Below are 16,919 nucleotides of genomic sequence, written 5' to 3' on the forward strand. Positions count from 1 at the left end.
CATGTTCAGCATCATCGAGATGGCAATCGTCCTCGTTGCGATGGCGCTTCTGACCATTCAGGGCATCAAGGACGACGTGGCGAAGCGCCGAACAGGGATGCTGACGGCCGAAGGCCAGAATGAGGCGGTCATTAACTCCGCGCTTGGAAGCTGGGTGACGGACAACTACGGTGCACTCGTTGCCCAGCTGGTCGCGCCGGGGCCGACGGCAGTGACTCCGCCGACTTTGGCGCAACTGCATTCAGGCGGCTATCTGAAGGCCAACTACGCGGCGGGCCCGATCTGGGGCGGAACCTACATGGTCCAGATGAGCGTCGGGCCGGCCGGCTGCTCGACGAGCGGATCGTCGTGTCAGGTTTCCTATCTGTTTTACCCGTCCAAGCCGGTCACGAAGAAAGGGCAGCCCGATGCCGCGGGCGCAGGTGTCGTCGCGCAGGCAGCCGGCAACGGGTTCGGCTTTTCGAAGACACAGAACTCGTCGACGGTCTATGGGTTGAATGGCGCGTGGAATGCATCGAATCCCTTAGCCGGCGCACCGGCTGCCGTCGTGATGGCCACGAATGGACCGGCGACGGATGGCAATGCGGTCTACATCCGGCGTGATGGCTCGCTGACGTGGACGGGCGATCAGAACGTCAATGGTGTCAGCCTCCACAACGTCAACAGTATCGACGCGACGGGAACGATCGCAGCACCGACGCTTTCGGCCTCGAACGTCGCGGTCAGCAACGCGGTGCGCACGCCGGGGACGCTGAATGTCCAGAACGCGGCGGGTACGGCGCCAGCGCCGATCAACACCGGGGCGGCAACCGTCAATGGCAACGCGACCGTCACCGGCACGGTGACGGCGGGGAACGTCGCGGTGCCGCGTGCCGCGTGCGTGGGCACCGGCTTTGCATCGGCGTATGACGGGTCGGGGATGCCGTTTGCCTGTCAACGAGATCCGATCAGCGGCGCGCGCGTGTGGCTGCCGATCGGCGGCTCATGGCAACAGTACGCGCGATATGTGGTCTCGTATGGAACGTTGGTGCCAGCGCCCAGTTGTAACGCTGGCGGGACGCCGGAGATTTTGCTCGCTCCGCAGGGCGTCCAGATCGATCCGACCGCCGCTTTGAACTTCAATGTGAACGGCGCGGGACCTTGGACGGTTGTCATTACCGATGGTAGCGGCAGTCCCATTTGGGTCACCGCCGTCGCGACGACGTACTGCGCTTACTAGGAGCGGAAATTGGGAGTATTTCTTACAGGGGTACGGGCGGCGCTGTTGTCTGCGGCGGCAGTGAGCGTGAGCACGGCTTTCGCAGGGCCGGCCCGTTGTTCATACGGGAACCAGGATTCGACCTGCACCACGCCCATCTCGTCGGCGCCGATTCCGCAACCGCAGTGCTCGACGGGAGCGGGTTGGACGACCACGGCGGCGGCGGTGTGGATTGGCTCTCGGTGGTCTGCGCCATCGTGCAATTTTCAACCGCCGCCGATGTGTCCGGGCGGATATCAGCAAACAAGTGCGCCGTGGTGGAATGGGTCAAGCTGGGTTGGTCTTGGCTGCACGCTTCCGCCGCCGCCGCAAGCGACTTCGGCCGATCAGCAGCAGGCTTGCGCCAATGCAGCGGCGGGCTATGGAAAGTATATTAGTCCGGTGTCAGCGTTTATCGGCCCGCAGTCCGAGACAACTAATCAAGTTGCCAACGACGTCAACACGCAGCCGCCTCCGCTAATTTGTGAGGCACCGGGTACTGGCTTTGGCAGTTCAGCTTACGGATCATGGCCCCCGACCAACGGACCATACGATGTATACAAACTCGGCTTTGGCACCGACAGTGGCGGCTATGGTACGAGCGCCCAAGTGTTTGCCTGTATGCTAAATCCGGGGACGACACAGGTTGTTGGATTCATACTATCTCAATCTCAAAACGCAACAGGAGGGCCGTGCGGAGGCGGGCATTGAGCGCGTAACTACAAGCCCGCCACACGCGATGCGGTGGCGGGCTTAGCCGAGGTTGATCAACCGAGGACGTTACCAGTCGTGAAGGTGAAGTTCCGCGAGAACGCTATGCCGTTCACCGTGCCGGTGATCGATACCGAATACGTGGTGTTCGGCTGGAGCGGTGAAGTCGGGTAGGCCACCGCTTGATACTGCCCAAGGAGTTTGTTCGGGTCGGTTGTCGAGTTCAACATCTGCACGGCCACATTACCCGACGGCCCCGTATAGGACACCGCTTGCAGTACGACGGTGTCCGTCGGATTTGCCATTACCACGACCGGCGTGCCCCATCCGGTGCCAGAGACATTTGGCGGCATCGGCGTTTCGCCAACGGATCCGTACGGGACGCCGGTCGTACCCTGGCACGGAAACGTGAGCGGCGCATTTGCAATCTTCACCGTCTGGGGGTTCAAGAAGCTCATCGAGGCCCATGCGTTAGTGAAGGCATTGCCGCTCGCAGTCGTCTGCGTTTCGTATTCGCCAATGCCAACCGTGTTAACGGGATACATGACAGCGCCCGAGTGATATACGCCTGCGGTCAGCGAACTAACAAATTGCTGTCCGGCTTGACTTGCGGAGAAACCATTCGTCAGCGTCGCATAGCCGGCACCAACGCCCCAACCAGCGGCCGTTGAAGGAAATCCGACCTGCACTGCTCGTTCGAGGTAGGTAACGCCCGTGAAACCAGCGTTGCCCGATACTTCGTTGTCGGATAGTCCCCCGTTCAAACCCTCATACTTCGCGTGGTTCTGTGCGGCCGTGTCCAGCACAGTGTTGTCCTGAAGGGTCGGGAAGCCACATTGCGTGCGGTATTGGTTCAGCAGATTGAACGCGGCGAGCTGCGCGCTGCCTTGTGCATACTGCGGCGAAGCGAGCGTCCCAGTAACGGCGACCGGCGTCGATCCACCGCCCGATGAACCGGAACCGCTGCCGGTCGATCCCGTGGAGCTGCTGCCGCCGTCACCGCCACCGCCGCAGGCTGCGAGCGCCAGAACCGCCGCGACCGAAAAGGCCGACAGGCCGATCATCGTGATTTTCTTCATTGTTTGTTTCCTCGTTTTGTTGTCGGGTACGCACGGCGCATACCCTCGATTTCATGTTATCGAGCCCCGGTCGAAGTCAAGTCTGAGCCGGCGGTCGTCGGTGTTTGGTGCGGCCGGGCCGAGCCAATAGAACGCCAGTTCCTGATATCGGACGTTTCCCTCAAGACTTGAATCGGGAGTGCGGTTGAGTCGAAGGCGGGCACCGTGGAGGCCACTTACCCACTCGGCGGAAGGTTGCAGTCACATCTTTGTGAGTTCGATCGGTCCCCCGAGAAGCAACATCATGTATCCGGTCGACGTCTTGAAGTCGCCGACGGATAGACCGGGCTGAACTTTCGCGACGATCGCGAGCCCTGCCGCGTATCCGACGAACGAGCCTTGGGGCTTCACACCCATAATCTTCTCGAATTCCTCGGGTGTGATGGGCCGCGCGATTTCGGTCGCGGTGTGCCACCGCCCGCCCTCATAGTTATCAAAGACGTACCCCTTGTCGGTCTTCTCCACCTTGATTAACGGAACGATCTTTCCTTTTTCAGCGACGCGCGTATTCGCCTTCAAGCGAATCGACGGATGACTGTTTGCAGCCGGACAGCGCTACAAACAGGCAGACTCCCAATGCCAAGTACGTGAGTTTTCGATTCAATTTTTTGGTCTCCAACGTTTCAGTAGAACTGCGTCCGCCGTGGTATCGGCAGAGGGTCCGGCATATACGCGTTTTCCGGCTGAAGTTCGCCTCGATCTGCATGGGGTCTGGCCGGGGCCGGTTCGACGATCAGAAAAAAGCCAGCCGCGAGGGCGGGCGTCAGCTGGATCGGTCATCTTCGTTTGCGGTGTCGCCAGTGGAAGATCCGAAGACCGACAAAGGTCGCGCCGAGTAGTACGCCGCTGGCGCGCGGTGCCTGTCCCGCCATCATCGGAACGAACTGGGCGGCCATGTACACGCAGAAAAACGCGACGAACACTTTACCGACCACGGGCTTGCCCAATAACGTGAGCAGACGCGGAGGCTGGCGGTGGACCCATTCGCCATATTCCTCGTTGGTTCGCTCGAGATCGAACCCGTCGGCGGCGCCGCCGCCCTGCGCGCGATAGAACTGTTCGTAGCGCTCGAAGCGCCCGTCACCTCGCCCGGAAAGCCACGCGGCGTTGCTTTCGGCCACCAGATAAGCGTAATCGTCCATCGCAGAGCTCCTTCAGTGCGCGCGATTCGCCACCCACGGCACCGCGCCGACCGCATCCCGTATCACCTCACCGGTTGCCTCGGAGAAGTACTGCTCGGTTTCAGGATTCAGCCAACCGAACTCGGCACGGCCGTCCGCACTGAACACGACGAGGCCGGCAGGCAGCGTCGGTTCCTGCTCAAGACTTTCCATGGCCGGCCCGCGCACGTGCGTGACGCTTCTTCTCGCCGAGTTGCCGGTTGCAGGCCGGGCAGTCGAAGCTCTGGTGCATCTCGATCTTGGCGTCGTTGTTGCTGACCACATAGTGGGTTCGGCACGTGCGGCACGGGGCAATCGTGAGACGCGAATCGGCCGCCATCGAACGGGTCAGGTTGCAGCCGCGATCCGCTGAAATATCCGGCTTGCCGCCGAACAGTTGCTGGTAGATGTCGTTTGTCGCGATCAGCGCCTCCGGCGCGTTCCCACCCGCGGCGAGCCCCGCGCGGTACAGCCACGTGTAGAACGTGGCATGCAGCCGGTTGTGCGGCGTCTCGACGAACCACGTCAGCGACGTCGGCACGTTCCCGCAAGGAGAGCTGACGCCGTGCATCTCGACGTAGCGCTGGCGCATCGCGTTCTGGTTCAGGCGAAACAGGGCCGCGGCCGTCGATGCCCGGCACCGGTAGGCCATCATCGCGTATGCATAGGTCTCGTTCCGTTCGCGCGGCAGGCGCAGCTCGCTCCAACCCGCCTTGCTGGGCAGTTCCCCGACGCGAATCGGCGAGGTTTCCATTATCAGGTGCGCGACCATTTCGTCCGTCAACGTGCTTGCCGTGAACTGGTACCAGAAGGTCGGCGCATTGAAACGCCAGCGGAAGAGTGGCAAGCCACGCATACGCCCAAGTGCAAGGCGCAGCTTGTAAGTCGGCACCGACACGAGGTAGGCAGCCAGCTCGGTCGTAATGCCGAGCAGGGGCGCCGCGAGCACACTCATGTGGATCACGCTCGTGACGAGGTCCAGGAACATGCGGTTGTGCTGTTGCACCGAGTACGTCGACAGCGCATCCAACTCTGGAAGTTTGCGGCGCAGCTCGTCGACGGCGACGGTCGTCGCGGTCTCGTCGATGAAGCAGCGCCAGTCCTCCACCGTTTGCAGCGTCGGCGCGACCATCAGGAACGGCGTGTGGAGCAAGTTGCGCAGCGACGACTCGTTGTGCTTGAAGTGCTCGATTTCCTTCCGCTCGACCGCGAGGATCTCGTTAAACCGACCGTCTTTCTGGAGCAGCCACTTCATGTGATCGACCAGATCGAAATTGGTGACCTGGATCCGTTCCGTCAGCCATTGAGGCACGTAAAGGCGTTCGACGGACCGGTAGGTCTCCCGGGCATTCTTTTTTTCCATTTGTAGTTCTCTCGTTTCCCTGCCAATTCGGGAGCGGCCGCTCCCGAACCATCATGCCGCGCGTGTCGCAGCCATCACTTCCCCGTGAAACTTGCCGATCAGGTCGCCGAGCGCCACAAACAGCGGCTGGAAGCGCGCGGGACGGCCGTCCGCGGTCGCCAGCAACTGCGCGCTGTGATAGTCCTGGGTGAATGCACCGAACTTCTCGATCAGCGCCCGGATCTTCTTTTCCAATGCCTCACCAGCCTCGAGCGCCGCTTTTTGCTGCTGCAGTTCGCCTTCGAGCGCCTGCTTTTCCGCCTGAATGGATTCGAGACTGGCGCGGGCTTCCTTCACTTCAGCGAGCTTGGTTGCGAGCGCATCTTCGAGATTCGTGAATCCGTCAGGAACCGTGGGGACCGGGATCTGTTCCTTCAACGGATTGGCCTTCAGGTGGGCAAGATCGTGTGTGATCTGTTTGACTTCATGCTCTCGCTTCGCCAGTTCGTGTTGCAGCGTGCTGACCTGCTTGCTTACGTTTGCCAACTCGACGGAGGTGGCTTGCGAGCTCTCTCGCTCGCGGGCCTGCTCTTGCCGGGTTCGATCAAGTTCCGCCGCAAGGCGATCGATTTCCGCCTGGGCGTCATCAAGCCGGCCGACGGTATTCGCCAGGTCGGTCGTGACCATTTCAACCTGGTTGGCCTTCTCGGCGAGCTTGTCCTGGTAGTTCGCGATCAGCTGCTCGACTTGTCGCTTGCTCAGGTTCGGGTTCTCGCTTCTGGCGTCGATGACCATGTCGACGACGTCGTCGCCAATGTCGTTACCGACCAGCAGCGCCATGTCGCTGTGCGAGAGGATCTCGACGGCGCGCATGTTGTTTGCGAACTTCTCGTAACAGCGGATGTACAGCCGCACCGACGACTTCGACTTGCGAAACAATTTCGTCAGGTAGTCGTAGACGAGTTCCTTCGCGCGGTTCCGCACGGCGACAGTGTCGCCTTTGTGCGTCACCTCATGACCGACAACGCCCGTGAGAATGTGCACGAAGTTGCCGCCGATCCGCATGTGCTCAAGCAGGATCTTGCGTGTCGAGTGCGCGACTTCCTCGCTTTCCTCGATGATCGTGCGGATCAGCGAGTCGGGCAGGCCGGCGAACATCTCGCGTGCGGCGGCGCCGAGCTCGAGCTGGGTCGGAATGTGGGCGAAGTTCGCTGTCAGATCAGCACTCGATTCGGCATCGTCGGCCGGAGTGCGACCGTCGTCTGGAACGGTCGGGTTGAAGTCGTCGTCGGACTGGATGGGTTTGGGCAGATTCTTGGACACGTTTCCTCTCCGAAATGTCCGGTTGGAGCCATTGCCCGCGCAGGTCGGATTCCTCGGCTGCGCGTCAATGGCGACAAGTAGTTTGGGCGGGTGGCGAACCCAGCATACGCCGCGTTTTCACGTGGTCTCGGCGAAAAGCTGCACGAATCCACCCCGCTTTTAAGCGGACTCGAATTGTTACGAATTAGGAATTTGTCGGCAGAATTGACCGAAACATTAGGAGCATTTCCTCAAATAGATAAAGATTGCTGAACGTGGCGGCGATGGATTTCGATGGCGGCTCCCGTTGGATCGTCAACGCAGAGGCGGCGAATCGCATCCTGGGCAAGCTGGACCTTGACCAAAGGCCGGCCGGCGAGCGCGTGGTGATTCTTCTTTTCGCGCAGCCAGTGACCCAAGTCCTGCGCACGAATGAGATCGATGGGCAGCGCCGGCGACAGCGTGCAGAAGTCGCTGGAAAACACGCCCACACCGTGTACGTCCCACATAGCGGGCAGCATGGCGCGCAGGAATGCCACCTTCGACCGGTTCTGGCTCAGCGGCGAGCGCCGGTCCTCGAGCCTGCCGCCGGGCAGATGGCACACCAACTTGGTCGCGTCGCTGCCTGGTGCGATGTGAGCAGACCAGTGTTTAGTTTCGACTACGAAAATTCCGAATGGCGCGATGACGAGATGGTCGACCTCGGCGGTCGGGAAGTCCGTACCCGGCGCGTGATGCAGCAGCAGGGCCGTCGGATAAACGTAGTAATCGTCGCCGCAGAGCCACGAGAGCACGCGTTCGAGTTCCGTGCGCACGCGCGCTTCGCCGGCGTCGCCCGATGCATGGCTGCGCGACACGGGCGGCTTGCTCGGTTGAGTGGTGCGCCGCTTGCGAAACGCCATGTAGAGCGAGCCGCCGATGAACGCGAAGATCAGAATCGAAGACATGATGAGCGCCTTGAAGTGAAGTGACACTTTCAGTTTGCCGCGCGATTTGCGAAGTCAAGTCCTCGGAACCGGCAAAAGCTATACGATTTTCTGGAGCTTTCCGGGTTAAGCCCCTCAACCGGTTGAACTGGACGCGGTCCGCCAAAGCTGTACGCGATTGCCGAGCATTCGGGCGGCCCGCCGCGTACGAACCCGATACGCTAGGCCTATTACGCGTTTCCCCAACGCATCGACCTCCCAGACCTAACGGTCTCGCCCCTTGCGGCCTGCCCGCATCTTTCCTGATCGACGCCGAGCATTTTCGTGCGCGGGCCCGACGGCCGCGGACGAAAGCGCTTCGCGCCGATTTCCTTGCTCGTCTCGAGCATCGAAACCGCCGGACGTTGTCCGGACATCCTTCTGTAAATAACTTTTCTGGAGAGAGAGATGTTGACGCTACTGTTCAAGGGCGCATTCAAATCGCCGTTCAAGTTGCTGGCGCTTTGCCTGGTGCTGTATATCGCGACCATGTCGTTCTTCGTCGCCGGCATTGTGATGCTGGTAGTTGCCCATTGGGCGAAGACGGAATTCGACAAACGTCGCCGCGCGGCGCAAACGCCCGAAGCTGCCGAACGTCCGGCTGCGTCGGACGCTGCTCAACAGTTGCATCGCGCCGCAAAAGTACCTGCGGCGAACGACGCAACCGAATCGACACCGAAGCGGCAGTACGCGAAATCGGCTGTCGTTATTCCCATCAAGACGGGCACCAAGTAAGGCGCCTGCCATTGCGTTGACCGTGCGAAGCCATTCGCGCGGTCAACGCCTCATCCCGCCGGGACCCCGTTCCCGGTTTCCGGAGATGAGGTTGCCCGGCACGACCGGAGCATTCTCATGGAACCGCATGTGGCTGCCTGGCAGCCCGACATGTTCGGCGACGCGTCGCCGATCGTTATCCCCCCACCGAAACCCGACCCGCTTCCCGACCCATCCCAGTGGGCACCTCACGTTCGCGAGCAGCTCGCCGAAGCGGTGTTCTTCCTCGCGGTCGACAGCCGCCACGGCGACAGCGTGCCGGAAGCGCTGATGGATTGTGCGGAGATCCTCCGGGATCGATTGTGCAATCGCCCGGTTGACAAGGCCGACTACTACGCGACGCTCGGATGGATCATGGAACTCTGGTCCGGTGCGATCCCGTATCCGCTGGTCTGTTCGCTCGGCCGGATTCGGTCGCGGTCGATGCAGGACGTGATCCGAGATAACCCGTTGCTCAACTTCGACTACATGCGGCTTAACCGCTGGTGTAGCGGGCAACTGTCCCTGGAGGCGCAATGGCAAGCGTAGCGATGTTCATCACGCGCGTGCTCGCAAATGCGTTCCCCGGCGAAGGGCGGAAGACGACCAACCAGTCGTCTTCGGGTGCGTGCGCAACGGATCGCGAGCGCGTGGTCGGAAAGGGCGCGTCGAACGAGACTCACGTCACGATTGGCGGCATTCCCCACCTGTTCGTTGACGAGGGCGACTGTATCGTCGAATTCGAACCGGCTTTCGACGATCACACTGGCGACACGATGTTCGGTCTCAAGATCTTGCCGGACCTTGAACCGCACTGGGCGATGCGTGCTGAGCACCGGTCTGCGCTGAAGGATGCAATCGCAACCGCCATTCGGCGTGCGGCCGGTGTCCAAATGCCAATCGTCTCCAATGTGTCGTCAGCCGAGGCGGCGCCGACGGAAGTGGCGCCGGCCGATGAGGTCGAGCGCCCGGGGGACTCGTCTCGACGTCCGGCGCGATCGCGCCGCGACGAATCTACCAAGTCTGCGGCCGTGGTCGGTCGCGTCACCTGGTGGGGCGAGGACGAATTCCCCGACCGTCGTTCGAACGGCTCACGCTTCTACAAGTCCTTTGCGATCCGTCTCGATACGTCGTATGGCGAACGCACGCTGCAAGGCGAAGGCTTGAAAGAGGCGATCTCGGAATGTGGGTGTCGCCTTGGCGACACCGTGAGCGTCAAACGTCTCAGGAAGATCAAGGTCCCGGCCATGCGGTCGGACGGTTCCCCCAAGATCGTGAATGGCCAGCAAGTCATGTGGGACAAGTGGCTCTGGTCGATTACCCAATAAAGGAGTTGTACATGGCATCTGTCAACAAGGTCATCCTCGTCGGCAATCTCGGCGCTGACCCGGAAGTCCGTTACCTGCCGAGCGGCGACGCTGTGGCGAACATTCGTCTTGCGACGACCGATCGCTACAAGGACAAGGCGAGCGGTGATTACAAGGAAATGACCGAGTGGCATCGCGTGTCGTTCTTCGGTCGCCTCGCCGAAATCGTCAGCGAGTACCTGAAGAAGGGTTCGTCGATCTATATCGAAGGCCGCATCCGCACGCGCAAGTGGCAAGGCCAGGACGGTCAGGACCGCTACTCGACCGAGATCGTTGCCGACCAGATGCAGATGCTCGGCGGCCGCGGCGGAAACGCGCAGCGGGATGGCGACGACGATGGGTTCGAGCAGGGCGCACGCCGACCGGCTCCGGCCAATGCGGCGCGCGCGCCGGCTCGCACGAATGGCTCGGGCCCGCGGCCTGCGGCTCCCCCGGCAGATCAGACGAGGTCGTACGGTGGAGGTGGCGGCTTCGACGAGATGGACGACGATATTCCGTTCGAATCGTGGTACCCGCGCAAAGCGTGGGCCGCGATCTGATCCCGGAAACCCTCACCGATCCTCTTTACGTCTCCCGTTTCTTCTCACCTTCGCGTGTGATGTGCCTCGCGGCACGTCACACGCGGACCTTCTCCTCCCATCTGTTCATCCCACGACGTTGCTGAACCAAGCCGACGCCCCCGCGCGGCTTGGTTGAGCAAGCGTTTCCACGCCTGTCTCAGGCATCGACCGAAACCGCAATCCAAACAGGAGAGCAACTGATGAATGTGAAGTGGTTTCACCTTTCGCGCAGCGCAGTGCTTTCCATGTCACGTCGATTCGACGCGACTGCGGGGAGCGTGAAAAGCGAGAGGGCGTTTGATCCACCGGTGCTGGCTACCCCATCGATCGATGGGGCAGCTGCTTCTTACGTTTTTGCCAGAGCGCAAAAGGAGGCTGAATCATGCGAGAGCTGAAGAAGCTGGTTCTCGAGGACCTGAACTGGTCAGACATCTTTCCGCATTACCTCGACAGTCGTTATCTGGGGGACGCCAATAAGCGTTGGTGGGCGTGCCCGCTGTGTGATGGCGAGGAGACGTTTCGGCTCTATTCGCCAGATAAGGATCCGAAGGGCGGCTGGTACTGCGCCCGCTGTACGAAGGGCGGCACGGGCGTGCAGCTCATCCATGAGGTGACGGGCAAGCCGTATCGAGAGATCTACTACGAGCTCAGGACCGGAAACTATAACGGTGGCATTCCCGTCGAGGTGGCGCGCAAGGTGAAACCTGTCCCGGTCCGGCCTGAGAAAAGCGACGAGCAGAAGTGTCGTGAGATGCAGGTCGCATGGGATGGCGCCGGGCCGGTCACGGAGGAGTCGCCGGTATGGACGTATCTGTCGACGCGAATTCCCGGGCTGCGGATCGAATGGATCGGGAAGGATGTGCGCTACCACGCTGGTATGGAGTACGTCGATGCATGGGGAAAGAAGCAAGGAAAGTTCCCCGTCATGCTGCTGCGTGCGCGTTCGCCGGCAGGAAAGCCGCGTCGCCTTCATCGAACCTATCTCACGGCTGATGGCACAAAGGTTCCCTTTCTGACGAAGAAAGGGAAGCAGCGAGCCAAGCTGGAGATGAGCGCGCCCGACGGAAGTTTTGGTTCGTCGGTGCTGCTCAACACGACCCGGTCGCGGACTCTCGCGTTGGTCGAGGGGTCGGAGACGGGGTTCGCGGTGGTCGCGCGGTATCAGAATCGTATCGAGGTCCGCAGCCTGCTGAACTGCGGCGGCCTCGAGCGTGCTGACATCCGTTGGGACGATTACGACCACGTGATCATCTACGCCGACCGTGACCGGGTCGATGCGCGCCACGGCTATCGGCCTGGCGAGCATCACGCCAATATCCTTGCCGATCGCCTTCGTAGCGTCGGAAAGCGCGTCTCGATTGTCCGTTCGGTGGTCGAAGGCGTGGATTTCTGCGACGTGTGGGCTCAGCAGTACAAGTGCAGGACGCAACGTTACGAGCGAGCGTCCGCGAGACGAGCGATGCGTGATGAAGCGCGCCGGCGGAATCTTGCGCTCGTGCATGGCAGCAGAGGGTGCCGTGTAGTTTGACTTGAACGCCGGCGATCGCCGGCATTGCTTTGTTTGCCCGGTGGGGATACGTCCCCGCCGGGCCGTATTGCGCCGGGCCTCATTCGGAGACTGATGATGGCCTTTCGTATGTTGCTGGGAGAGTTCGAGATCGTCGCGACCACGGGTGCGGCGAATGGCAGGCAGCCGACGGTGTTGTCGAAAGCGGAAGCGTTCGACGTCATCGACCGGAAGTGCGAGGGCGAGGCCCGCTATGTGTTGCGGGACGAGCCATTCGAACCGGCTGTGGACTTCTGTTTGGCATGGCTCGCGCAAAAGGCGGCCAGTCGTAGACATTGAACTTGAAGCAAAGCGGCTCACCATTTTGGTGAGCCGTTTTTTTTCGTCCATGGATTCTGCATCGGCAACGGCCTCCCGGAGCCTACAGCACGATCCGCAGGATCAGCAGGAAAAGCTTATAGGCGCCCGAAGCCCACACCGCGCCAATCGCTCCACCGATGAGAAACGGCTCGGCCAGACTCCCATAGTGGTGCGCATGTAGAACGATGCCGAAGAGCCAGACGAAGGCGAAGGCGTATGCCAGGATGAAGCGTCGGACCAGGAACGGCAGGCGCTTGTACAACTGGTGAGCTTCCGTCGCGATCGCTATTACCTTGTTGTTCATTCGTGGTCTCCAGAAACATGTTCCAGCTTGGCGAGCCCCGCGAAGAAGTATTCGATCGCGATGCGCATTGCAACGAAGCTGAGCCAGAGGTACGGTGACGACAGCTTGTGGATCAGTTCGCCGTGGCGAATCCAGTCGATGAGTTCCAGCATGGTGTGCATCCTATATGCACCGGTGCATAGCGCGATGCGCGCCATGAACACCGGTGTTATGTATCCATCTTTGCAGTTCCAATCCAAAGTCAAGCTGCGATAGCGTGCTGCGGCGGCCCTGTTATTCGAAGTAGCCCGCAAGTTGTCCGCCTAGCTCGTCACCGAAGCCACTACTTTCGTGACCCGAGTCATCCACCCGAAGCACCTGGAATCCCTCGTTGTCGACCGCCGCCGGCGTGCGCGCCGCTGCCGCCGGAGGAGGCGAATACGCTTGCGTCGTCGCCTGAGCAGGCGCGCGTGCGTATCCGGTCAGCTCCTGACGGAGCGTTGCCTCCGCCAACGACCGCAGAATCGTGGCGCGATGGCGGGCTGATGTACACGCGCTCAGTCGCTCGAAGAGCAGCGGCGACACGAGCGGATTGATCGTGACAGTCATCTCGATCTTGTCGCTCATGCCGTCTCCTTAGCGACGTTCGCGAGCAAGGCCCGCTTCCCCGACCATCAGGAAGCCGCGCACGTTGGCGAGGCACGGTGCGTCGATCACCTCAATGAGAACGCGCGGAAACGCGCGTCGGATGACCGCCGCATAGAGCGCTGCGCCGCCGCCGGAAAGAATGATCGACCGCACGTTCGGCAAGCGGCCTACGTTGTTCTGCATTTCCTTGACGACGCCCGAAATGAGCGGTTGGGCCTGCTCGAGGTACGGCGCAAGATCAATGTTGGTTCCGTAGAAGAAGAACGGTGTCTGCTCCCGCAAGGCCTTATCGATACGTTCGATGTCTTCGACTGCGTCGCCCTGGTCGCGCGCGACGAGGCTGGCGATGCGCTGGTAAATCTGCGATGCGCCGCCCGGCATGCCGCCGCTGCGGTTGTCATCCATCGTGAAGCCATTCGCATACACCCAGTCGGTCGTGAAGTAGCCGACGTCGACAACGAGGTGGGCGACGTCTCGCCCGAACTCGTGCTGGCGGTTGCTCGACGCCAGTACCAGCGAGCCGAGCGGCTGTGGGATCACCACGACCTTGTCGACCGTGACCCGGCCCGCCCCGAAATCCAGTTCCCCGGCGAATCGTTCCTTCAGGTCGGCTGAGTACTTTTTCATGTTGTGGACAGGCAGGCCGAGCACCAACCGTTCAATGTGCGTGACGCCAGAAAAGTGGATCGCGCCAAACAAGAGGGCGGCATAGTTGTCGGACAGCACGTAGTCGTCTGCCAGTGCTCGGCCGGTATTGCCGTAGGCTGCGGTAAGCGGCACATCGGGCCCGACTTCGTATTCGACCTGGTCGATGACGATCGTCGAGACCTTACGCGCGGTCAGTACGCTCTCGCCGTAGCCGGATAGCGTGCGGCTCGCGGCGAGGGGAGTCAGCGACGGGAACATGCCGGTCGCGATCGTTCCACTTGCGGCGCGGTGAGCGTATTTCGTGTTGCCATAGCCGACATCGACGGCGAAGACTGCGGTTTTCAAAGGCGACTCCTATGGGATCGAATGGGACGGTGCCACAAATTAAAGTCGGACTTGAAGTCGGACATTGAGCGCAGCGAGAAAGCGAAGTCGGACATGAAGTCGGACTTTGTCGAATGAGCGTCGCCAAAGTCCGACTTGAACTGGGAGTTTGCGCAGTGCGTCCCGCACAACTCCGAGTTGAAGTCCGAGATTGCTGAACCCAGTCTATCGAGCGATGCGCGAAGTCAAGTTTCGGAAAGCGCGCCGGTTCCCGTCAGCTTTCGGCCGGTGAGCCGGGGCAAATCGCTCTATTCTTCTTCTCACCTACCGCGTCATCGACGCATCGAAACCGAGTGCAAGGCACTCGCTCGTCCTCTTGGCCCGCAACGGGCCCCAAAACGCAGTCAAGTGTTCGGGCCGCACAACGAAGCGGCCTTTTTCTGAATCAGATCAAGTACACAGCGGTCAACAGTGAGGACCGCTGGACAGTGCGATATCCATACGATCGGCGACGGTTTGTCGCCGCAGGACAGCACGAGAACAAGTGGAGCCCCAGACACCGGACGCTTTACGAGCTCTCATGCGCGTCTGAACACGCCCTTTCAGCGATCGATGCTGGGTGCACTCAGGAAGCCCGATACACCGCGGCCGACATGAGTGTGCTTGGGGGTGGGGGAAATCATGCGACCGGCAAAGGCTCGGTATCGCGATTCCCTGACAGGAAGAAAAAACGGTCTGAGCCGCCGTACCCGAAAGGTTTCAACAGGAATTACCCGGCATTCAACCCGGCGTCCGCATTCGCGAGAGCGGCGGGTGTCGCGACGCGAGCGCGTCGGCTTGCAGGGTAGCCACGAAGCTGTACCAGTGCGGAGCTTCTCCGCGCAGCGCGACCGATGAGGGGGCGCACGAATGGCGACGTCTTGCGCGAAGCGCGAGGCGAGTTGTTCAGGCAGCAGGTTGGACAGTCGGCGTGCATGTACTTCCCATGCACCGGGCTGATCGGATGGAAATCGCTAAAGGACAGGAAGACGCAATACCGAGCCGGCGGAATCCGGCAACCGCGCATTGCGCGAAGCGGGATGAGCTGCAACGGGTTCGGGGCACGGCGCCAGGTAGGGGCGTCGCGAACGCGCAGCGGTAACGAATCAACGAAGGCGCGGCGCGGGCCGCAAGGAGCAAATGCATGGCCGTGATTCTCAACGTGCGTGCGGTCGTGGGCCGCTATCGGTTGTCGCCCGAGTTTCGGGACGCGCTGCTCGCGCTGTTTAATGCGCACGTCGCAGATATCCATAGCTCTACACGCATCAGCACCCGGACGCTCTCGATCAGGACCCAGGAAAACCGCGCGACCGCGCTCTGCAAGGCGTTTGTTGAGCTGCGCGAAGGCGGCTTCGCGTTGCAGACCCCGTGGTCGCTGAAGGAGAAGCACGTGAAGTATCTCGTCACGCGGTGGGTCGATGCGGGGCAGTCGGGTGGTCGGATCGAGAACAAGCTCACCTACTTGCGCGCAATCGCACTGTGGATGGGCAAGACCAATCTGGTCGGCACGCTCGGCGATTACGTGGACCGGCAAGCGGCAGGCCTGGTGCGTAGCTACGTGGCGACTGAGGACAAGTCATGGGTGGCGCATGATGTAGACGCTGCAGCGAAGATCGACGAAATCGCGTCGACCTGCCCGTATACGGCGGTGCAACTCAAGCTGCAGGCGGCATTCGGGTTGCGGGTTGAGGAGAGTTTCATGCTGCGGCCGCTCGAGGTGGTGCGCAATCCGCAGACACTGGCTGTTACGCGAGGCACGAAGGGTGGTCGCCCACGTGAAGTGCCGATCGAGCGGAAGATCTCGATTCTGGAAGAGGCGGCTCGGTTCAGTAATGGTTCATCGGGCTCGACGATTCCGGCCGGCCGCACGCTCAAGCAATGGCGAGACTGGTACTACTACGTGCTCGGCAAGCATGGGGTGACGAAGAACGGGCTAGGGATTACGAGTCACGGCTTGCGCCACGAATACCTGCAGACGCTATACGAGCAGGTTGCCGAGGTCCCGGCGCCGATCAAGGGGGCGTCGGTCCGGCCAGATCCCCAAGCGCACGAAGAGGCGAAGCGCCGCGTCGTGGCGGCCGCGGGGCACAGCCGCGAATCGAAGGCGAATGCCTATCTGTCGACGTTCGCGCGGCAGGAGGCAATGCGCAAGCAACTGCCGACGGTGGAAGCGGTTGAGGCCGCATTGCGGGCCGCCGCCGGCAACAAAAGTCATGCAGCGGCAGCGCTCGGGATTTCGAGGGCAGCGCTCTATCGGTTGCTCGCATCGACTCAGGATCGGAAGTAAGCATCGAAGAGGGCACCGTTGGGAAGGATCGCGTGCACGTCGCTCTGACAGTCGACGAGACATCCGTCTGGGGGGAGTTCTGCCGAGGGTGCGTCGGCGCGCGTGTACAAGGTGCGTCGGTGCCTCATGCGGTAGAGCGTTTCGGGCGCCGCAATCGGCGGAGCTGCCCGAGAAATGAGGGGTGAAATAGGGCGTGTTATGCCTGCGGGGCGGATGGCACGTTCGGTAAGATGGACTTGTCTCTCAGGTTCTAGCTCGGCCCTCGGATATGGCTAGAACTCTCTTGAAGCCGGCTCGCGCCGGCATTT

At 61.3% G+C, this 16,919-nt stretch carries 19 protein-coding genes; 8 read left to right on the forward strand and 11 right to left on the reverse strand.

Annotation, left to right across the window (positions count from 1 at the left end; genetic code table 11):
• Nucleotide 1: 1 nt before the first annotated feature.
• The gene (locus DIE06_RS27660) at nt 2–1,219 is read left to right on the forward strand and encodes a hypothetical protein (protein ID WP_124664116.1); all 1,218 of its coding nucleotides are present in this window, start codon (nt 2–4) and stop codon (nt 1,217–1,219) included.
• Between the two features lie 785 nt (nt 1,220–2,004).
• On the opposite strand, the gene DIE06_RS27670 is transcribed toward DIE06_RS27660, so the two are convergent.
• The 7 genes from DIE06_RS27670 to DIE06_RS27700 all read right to left on the reverse strand — a co-directional run bounded on the left by DIE06_RS27670 (nt 2,005) and on the right by DIE06_RS27700 (nt 7,817).
• Complete coding sequence (locus DIE06_RS27670) at nt 2,005–3,027, reverse strand: CAP domain-containing protein (protein WP_124664117.1); 1,023 nt, start codon at nt 3,025–3,027, stop codon at nt 2,005–2,007.
• A 240-nt stretch (nt 3,028–3,267) separates the two neighbouring features.
• Nucleotides 3,268–3,585: a hypothetical protein gene (locus tag DIE06_RS27675; RefSeq protein ID WP_124664118.1), complete on the reverse strand. Its 318-nt coding sequence runs from the start codon at nt 3,583–3,585 to the stop codon at nt 3,268–3,270.
• Nucleotides 3,586–3,842: 257 nt separating this feature from the next.
• A complete protein-coding gene (locus tag DIE06_RS27680; protein ID WP_124664119.1) occupies nt 3,843–4,208 on the reverse strand; it encodes a hypothetical protein in 366 nt (121 codons plus the stop codon).
• Nucleotides 4,209–4,220: 12 nt separating this feature from the next.
• Nucleotides 4,221–4,400: a hypothetical protein gene (locus DIE06_RS27685; RefSeq protein ID WP_124664120.1), complete on the reverse strand. Its 180-nt coding sequence runs from the start codon at nt 4,398–4,400 to the stop codon at nt 4,221–4,223.
• Nucleotides 4,387–5,589: a FlhC family transcriptional regulator gene (locus DIE06_RS27690; RefSeq protein ID WP_124664121.1), complete on the reverse strand. Its 1,203-nt coding sequence runs from the start codon at nt 5,587–5,589 to the stop codon at nt 4,387–4,389. Before DIE06_RS27690 ends, DIE06_RS27685 begins: the two co-directional genes overlap by 14 nt.
• A gap of 51 nt (nt 5,590–5,640) precedes the next feature.
• Nucleotides 5,641–6,891 carry a hypothetical protein gene (locus tag DIE06_RS27695; protein WP_124664122.1) on the reverse strand — a complete coding sequence of 417 codons (1,251 nt, stop codon included), beginning with the start codon at nt 6,889–6,891 and terminating at the stop codon, nt 5,641–5,643.
• Nucleotides 6,892–7,121: 230 nt separating this feature from the next.
• The gene (locus tag DIE06_RS27700) at nt 7,122–7,817 is read right to left on the reverse strand and encodes a nuclease-related domain-containing protein (RefSeq protein ID WP_124664123.1); all 696 of its coding nucleotides are present in this window, start codon (nt 7,815–7,817) and stop codon (nt 7,122–7,124) included.
• 426 nt (nt 7,818–8,243) lie between these two features.
• Between DIE06_RS27700 and DIE06_RS27705 the strand changes: the two genes are divergently transcribed.
• From DIE06_RS27705 to DIE06_RS27730, 6 genes are all read left to right on the forward strand, one after another.
• Complete coding sequence (locus tag DIE06_RS27705; protein WP_124664124.1) at nt 8,244–8,570, forward strand: hypothetical protein; 327 nt, start codon at nt 8,244–8,246, stop codon at nt 8,568–8,570.
• 117 nt (nt 8,571–8,687) lie between these two features.
• Nucleotides 8,688–9,137, forward strand: coding sequence for a hypothetical protein (locus DIE06_RS27710; RefSeq protein ID WP_124664125.1), 450 nt, complete (start codon nt 8,688–8,690; stop codon nt 9,135–9,137).
• Entirely contained in the window at nt 9,125–9,916 is a 792-nt protein-coding gene (locus tag DIE06_RS27715; protein WP_124664126.1) for a hypothetical protein, read from the forward strand. Before DIE06_RS27710 ends, DIE06_RS27715 begins: the two co-directional genes overlap by 13 nt.
• Before the next feature lie 11 nt (nt 9,917–9,927).
• Nucleotides 9,928–10,494, forward strand: a complete 567-nt coding sequence (locus DIE06_RS27720) for a single-stranded DNA-binding protein (RefSeq protein ID WP_124664127.1) — start codon at nt 9,928–9,930, stop codon at nt 10,492–10,494.
• A 403-nt stretch (nt 10,495–10,897) separates the two neighbouring features.
• Nucleotides 10,898–12,043 (forward strand): primase-helicase zinc-binding domain-containing protein, encoded by a 1,146-nt coding sequence (locus DIE06_RS27725; protein ID WP_124664128.1) that lies wholly within the window; start codon nt 10,898–10,900, stop codon nt 12,041–12,043.
• Between the two features lie 93 nt (nt 12,044–12,136).
• The gene (locus DIE06_RS27730) at nt 12,137–12,361 is read left to right on the forward strand and encodes a hypothetical protein (RefSeq protein WP_185733493.1); all 225 of its coding nucleotides are present in this window, start codon (nt 12,137–12,139) and stop codon (nt 12,359–12,361) included.
• 82 nt (nt 12,362–12,443) lie between these two features.
• Here the strand turns inward: DIE06_RS27730 and DIE06_RS27735 are convergent, their stop codons facing one another.
• From DIE06_RS27735 to DIE06_RS27745, 4 genes are all read right to left on the reverse strand, one after another.
• A complete protein-coding gene (locus DIE06_RS27735; RefSeq protein WP_124615433.1) occupies nt 12,444–12,686 on the reverse strand; it encodes a hypothetical protein in 243 nt (80 codons plus the stop codon).
• Nucleotides 12,683–12,838 (reverse strand): hypothetical protein, encoded by a 156-nt coding sequence (locus tag DIE06_RS38480; RefSeq protein WP_176323431.1) that lies wholly within the window; start codon nt 12,836–12,838, stop codon nt 12,683–12,685. Before DIE06_RS38480 ends, DIE06_RS27735 begins: the two co-directional genes overlap by 4 nt.
• A gap of 121 nt (nt 12,839–12,959) precedes the next feature.
• Entirely contained in the window at nt 12,960–13,292 is a 333-nt protein-coding gene (locus DIE06_RS27740; RefSeq protein ID WP_124664129.1) for a hypothetical protein, read from the reverse strand.
• 9 nt (nt 13,293–13,301) lie between these two features.
• Complete coding sequence (locus tag DIE06_RS27745) at nt 13,302–14,306, reverse strand: PRTRC system protein D (RefSeq protein ID WP_124664130.1); 1,005 nt, start codon at nt 14,304–14,306, stop codon at nt 13,302–13,304.
• A gap of 1,162 nt (nt 14,307–15,468) precedes the next feature.
• Here DIE06_RS27745 and DIE06_RS27750 point away from each other — a divergent pair.
• Nucleotides 15,469–16,611 carry an integrase domain-containing protein gene (locus DIE06_RS27750; RefSeq protein ID WP_124664131.1) on the forward strand — a complete coding sequence of 381 codons (1,143 nt, stop codon included), beginning with the start codon at nt 15,469–15,471 and terminating at the stop codon, nt 16,609–16,611.
• The last annotated feature ends 308 nt before the right edge of the window (nt 16,612–16,919 follow it).

The sequence above is a fragment of the Burkholderia sp. Bp8998 genome (assembly GCF_003854235.1).
Lineage (GTDB): Bacteria > Pseudomonadota > Gammaproteobacteria > Burkholderiales > Burkholderiaceae > Burkholderia.